The following is a 333-nucleotide window of genomic DNA, read 5'->3' on the forward strand; positions in this document are numbered from 1 at the left end:
TCAGTTGAAGCAGTCCTCGACGGTGTTGGCGCAGTTGGTGGGGTCGTTGTTGCTGATGAGGGACTTGTCGTCGAGCTTGACGCGTCCTTCGTTGTTGAGGACGCCGCCGGCGACCCGGTGGAGCTTGCTGGAGTCGGTGGCGGTGTTCTTGGTGACGTGGGTCTTGGTCAGGGTGATCTTCGCCTTGTTGTTGAAGATGCCGCCGCCGTTGAGGGCGGTGTTGCCCTTGATGTCGGTGTCGCGGATGGTGAGGGTGGCGTTGTCGTCCTTGTCGTGGTCGCGGGCGAGGAAGCCGTCCTCGATCTTGATGAGCCACTCGCCGTTGTAGATGCC

Annotated in this window: 1 pseudogene; it reads right to left on the reverse strand. The window is 61.6% G+C overall.

Annotated elements, in window-relative coordinates:
* Positions 1 to 333, reverse strand: a pseudogene (locus ACPCK6_RS29670) (hypothetical protein); the annotation flags it as partial.

The organism is Micromonospora sp. AB353, assembly GCF_049538395.1.
GTDB lineage: Bacteria > Actinomycetota > Actinomycetes > Mycobacteriales > Micromonosporaceae > Micromonospora > Micromonospora aurantiaca.